The organism is Ruegeria sp. HKCCD8929, from assembly GCF_013031405.1.
Taxonomy (GTDB): domain Bacteria; phylum Pseudomonadota; class Alphaproteobacteria; order Rhodobacterales; family Rhodobacteraceae; genus Ruegeria.
Map to the genome: position 1 here is coordinate 1 of NZ_WPZY01000099.1, position 4,138 is coordinate 4,138.

Below are 4,138 nucleotides of genomic sequence, written 5' to 3' on the forward strand. Positions count from 1 at the left end.
AGGAGCCATCCACCTCATCCGCAATGGGCTCCAAGGACCTGTTGAGGCTTGCCGCGGAGAGTGGCGGCAGCGAGCCCAGCTTGAACCTTGTGTTTTCTCGCTGCGTGCGCGCGCAACGCGAGATTTTCTGCAATAGCATAATTTAGCACGCTGATTTGCAGCGGCGAAGGCGGCCGTTGGTTCTAATAGCAGCGAAAATCGAGCGGCCAAGGAATAGGATGCCGACGGAGCCGTCCCTCGTGCTTCGCGTCAATCAGACAAAGTTGCGAGAAACGCGACCAATGATGCGCGATCGTCTTCATTGGCAAACCCGAGCATTACTTTTTTGGTCCCCGGTACAAACTGATACGGGCTTGCCAGATAGTTGTTGAGCGCATCCGCGTCCCAAATTGTATCGAGTTTGCGTAGATAGCTTGAGTATTCAAAGTTATGATCGGACGCCGTGGCACTGCCATAGATGCCCCACAGATTTGGGCCGTTGTCACCCAACGACAGGGACTTTGAAGGGACCCCGTGGCAAATCTCGCATCCTTTTGCCAATTGTGCCCCTCTAACGTGGTCGGCGCCTTCAATTGAATTTGCGATTGAGGGGAATTCAACCCGGCGTGGAGCCCCTGCTTCGACCAGCATATTGGCTATCTCCAAATTTCCGGCTCGGAGGGCTTGGTGCAATGGTGTGGAAATATAAGGCTCATAGCTTGCAGGGTCTGCACCCGCTGCAATAAGAACCCGAACCACCTCTGTGTGACCGTAGGCCGCTGCGTGATGCAGTGCTGTTCCCACAGTATAGGCGCCATTCTCTTGGTAGAAAAAGACTGTGGGGTCAGCTCCTCTCGCGAGAAGCTCTTTCACAAGATCCGCGTGGCCGAATTTCGCCGCCACAAATAGAGGAGTTACGCCTGGAGCGCTTGTCATGTTGGTGCTGCGAATCTCCAGCGCGACACCTTTATCCAACTCAGCCAGAACGCCCTCGATGTTTCCATTCTTGGCATGCAAATGGATCATCTCGGCGAATGCTGGTAGCGAGGGGGCCGCCAAAAACAGGCACGCTGCAACAATTGATCGGATCATTGAAACCTCCCGCCACAATTCTCTGACCGTAGGCGCAGAGAGGTTTCGCCGCAACCAATCCACTCAAATCGTCGACGGTTGCAAAAGACTCACAGTCACCCGATGCTCATACAACAAGCACTTCTGTGAAAGCGCTACGGAACCGTCCATCGGCAAATTCAGCCAAACCTCTGAGCTTGTGTCGCCTCGTTCAAAACGCGGTCGTTCGCATCTCAGGAGCCAACGTTTTCGCCACAAACGGCGAAACCGGGCCGGGAGCCCAATATTTCGCGAATGCTGCGCATTGTGCGAATGGCATCATTGAATTTGCCGAAACTACACGGGCACCCCGCGTGGTCTTCGCTCTGAAACTACTTCCAGACTCAACGAAGACGTCTCTCTTGGAGCAGACCCAAGACGCGGGCCTGCGAGGTATCCAATTGGCAATTGGTCAAGACCGCTCGGCTTCAGTTTCCTGATGCCTCTGCAATCCCTGCAACAGATCGACGACGGTTGGGAGAAATTGCCAATGCAGCTTCGTAAGCGACCACGGCCGCGTCTGTCTCACCAAGCAAACGCTGCATATCTCCGAGCTGTTCACGCACCGGCAGGACATGGCTTGGAGTGACTGGTGCCTTTCCAACCGAATCCTCTGTTTCTGCGGCAGCTTCGATCATGGAATGCGCGGCGGGATCACCGGTTTCATACGCCTGCCACGCCCTGATGGCGCCACTTTGAGCGTTCGCAAGAGTCACCCAGTAGTTCATCCCACGCTCGTCCATGATTGCTTTGAGATCGGAAAGCCGAGCGAGTGCGGCTTCAACCCCTAGAGCGTCTCCGCTTCGCGCCGCGCCCACACCTTGCGCAAACGCAACGATGGCAAGTGCATGCGGGTATCGGCCCCATTCAAGTTCTTCATAGGGAATGTCAGGAAGTGCTGCTGCGGCCTCCCAGTCTTCTTGTTCCAACGCAAGCCGCGCCGGAGCCGCCGCTACGGCGTACGCTGTTCCAAAGACATCCTGCATGTCTGGTGTATTGAGCAGCGTCGCGACCGTTTCGGTGGCTTCCTCCACCTCACCCATCTGCAACAGCGCATAGGTCAGGTAGTCCAGCGCGTGGGGATAGTGGTCGGACACTGTCCCGTCGATCTTCGGCTGCGCAAGCACGGCGGCAGCGGATCTGCGGTTGAGGTCCGCGGCCTCTTCCCATCGACCAAGCCGGGTCATGATATGCGAGGGCATATGAAGAGCGTGCGGGTTTTCAGGTGCGAGTTCCAGGTATGCCTGAACGAACGGAAGGGCAGCTTCGGCCAATGGCGGGTGATCATAGGCATGAACGAGATAGTGCAGGATCCCGGGATGCTGGGGCACGCGTGCGTTCAGGTCTTCCAAAAGGGCACCGGCCTCACGCTGAAGCGCCAGCGATCGATCGGTTGGGGGCGCGACCGCCAACATAGCCAAAGCGGCAAAAGCCGCGGCATCAGGATTGTCGGGAAAGTCCGCAAGGACTTGACGTTGCGCGTCTGACCAAGCGGCTTTGCGTTCAGGATACGTGGTAAGAGCCGGATCATAGAATTTTGAGGCGGCATCAACAAAGGCCTGTTCCAGCGGGGTCCCTGCATCGAGACTTGCAGCCCGATCGATGGCCGCGAGACCTTTTTGGCGTTCAGGAGGCGATTGAATGCCAGGCCAGAGCGGATGGAAGTTGCTCATGGCAATGCCCCATTGAGCCATTGCACAAACCGGGTCAGCTTCAGCGGCAGCCTCAAAACGGGCGTTGGCCATGCGATACATCATGTGGTGCAAAAGCAAGGTGCCTTCTGTGACGGCGTCTTGCGCGGCCGAACTGCAACTCGTTGGGAAGTCAATTTCGCCCAAGCTGGGTGCCTCGGTTTGCGCCATGGCGCTAGTGGCCAACGGGCCAAGGGCCAGTGATGCAATCAAAATGGGGTGTCTCATAATTTGCCTCCTCGTCGCGAGGACACAGGGTAGAGAAACCTGGCGCCATGATTTATGCTAAGATTGAATTACATTTATCAGAAAAATCGATCAAATGGACAAACTGACTGCGATCAGAACCTTTGTGGCAATCGTCGAGCATGGCTCTCAGACTGAAGCAGCACGGCGCTTGGGTCGATCGCAACCAACAGTCGTGAGAGGCCTCGCGGAATTGGAAAAGTCCTTGGATGTAAAACTAATAACGCGTACCACACGGCAGTCGGTTCTGACGCTTGAGGGCGAGCAGTACTATCACGATTGCAAAAGGCTCTTGGAGGGATTGGATACTTCTGAGGAACGAATTAAGGAAATTCAGAAAAGTGCACGTGGGCAGATCAAACTCACAGCACCAGTTGAATTTGGCAACTTGGTTTTGGCACCGACACTTCTTGCTCTGCAATCTGAGTTTCCGGAACTTCGCCTCAAAATTGATCTGACGGACCAGCCGCTTGATCTCGTAGGTGGAGGATACGATGCCGCCGTCAGGATCGGAGAGTTACCAGATAGCGGGATGATTGCTCGAAAGGTGGGCAAAATGCCGTCTTTCGTATGTGCAGCGCCAGTCTTAGTCGAACGCCTGGGTGTGCCTGAAAATCCACAATGCTTAGCCAACCTGCCATGCGTGGGGATCGACATTTCCAGAAGACGATTTGGCCTAGAGTGGAAATTTGATGAGCTCAGGGGATCGCCCGTCGTGGTGCGTCCTGACGCAGGATTTGTGTGTGATAGTGTCGCGTTAGCACGAACCGCTTGCCGAGCGGGTCTGGGCTATGCGGCTTTCTACGGCTACCAGGTGGTCGAGGAGTTGCGCGGCGGTACCTTGGTCAAGGTCATGGAAAGTGGAAACCCCGAACGCGCTGTAAATCTGCTCTGGCCTCCCCGCCAGCCGATGCCAAAACGGGTGCGAGCAGTTCTACAGCGAATTGAGATTGGAATAAGGGACGAGCTAGCAAGAATGCAGACCTTTTGGTGATCTCTTAGAGGCTGTGTGGAGCAAAATCGCCACTTTCAATTCACGTGGGAGTGTCCGGTTTGTCCGCAACTTGGAGCTTGCAAAGCACGATTTTGAGGGTCTGGTTCGGGTTGCCCTT

Annotated in this window: 3 protein-coding genes; 1 reads left to right on the forward strand and 2 read right to left on the reverse strand. The window is 55.5% G+C overall.

Translation table 11 applies throughout. The features are described from left to right. Positions 1 to 249 precede the first annotated feature (249 nt). A complete protein-coding gene (locus GOX53_RS28940; protein WP_171182338.1) occupies positions 250 to 1,071 on the reverse strand; it encodes an ankyrin repeat domain-containing protein in 822 nt (273 codons plus the stop codon). A gap of 446 nt (positions 1,072 to 1,517) precedes the next feature. Beyond that, a complete protein-coding gene (locus tag GOX53_RS28945) occupies positions 1,518 to 3,008 on the reverse strand; it encodes a hypothetical protein (protein WP_171182339.1) in 1,491 nt (496 codons plus the stop codon). Positions 3,009 to 3,102: 94 nt separating this feature from the next. On the opposite strand from GOX53_RS28945, the gene GOX53_RS28950 reads away from it, so the two are divergent. Beyond that, the gene (locus GOX53_RS28950) at positions 3,103 to 4,020 is read left to right on the forward strand and encodes a LysR family transcriptional regulator (RefSeq protein WP_171182340.1); all 918 of its coding nucleotides are present in this window, start codon (positions 3,103 to 3,105) and stop codon (positions 4,018 to 4,020) included. Positions 4,021 to 4,138: the final 118 nt, after the last annotated feature.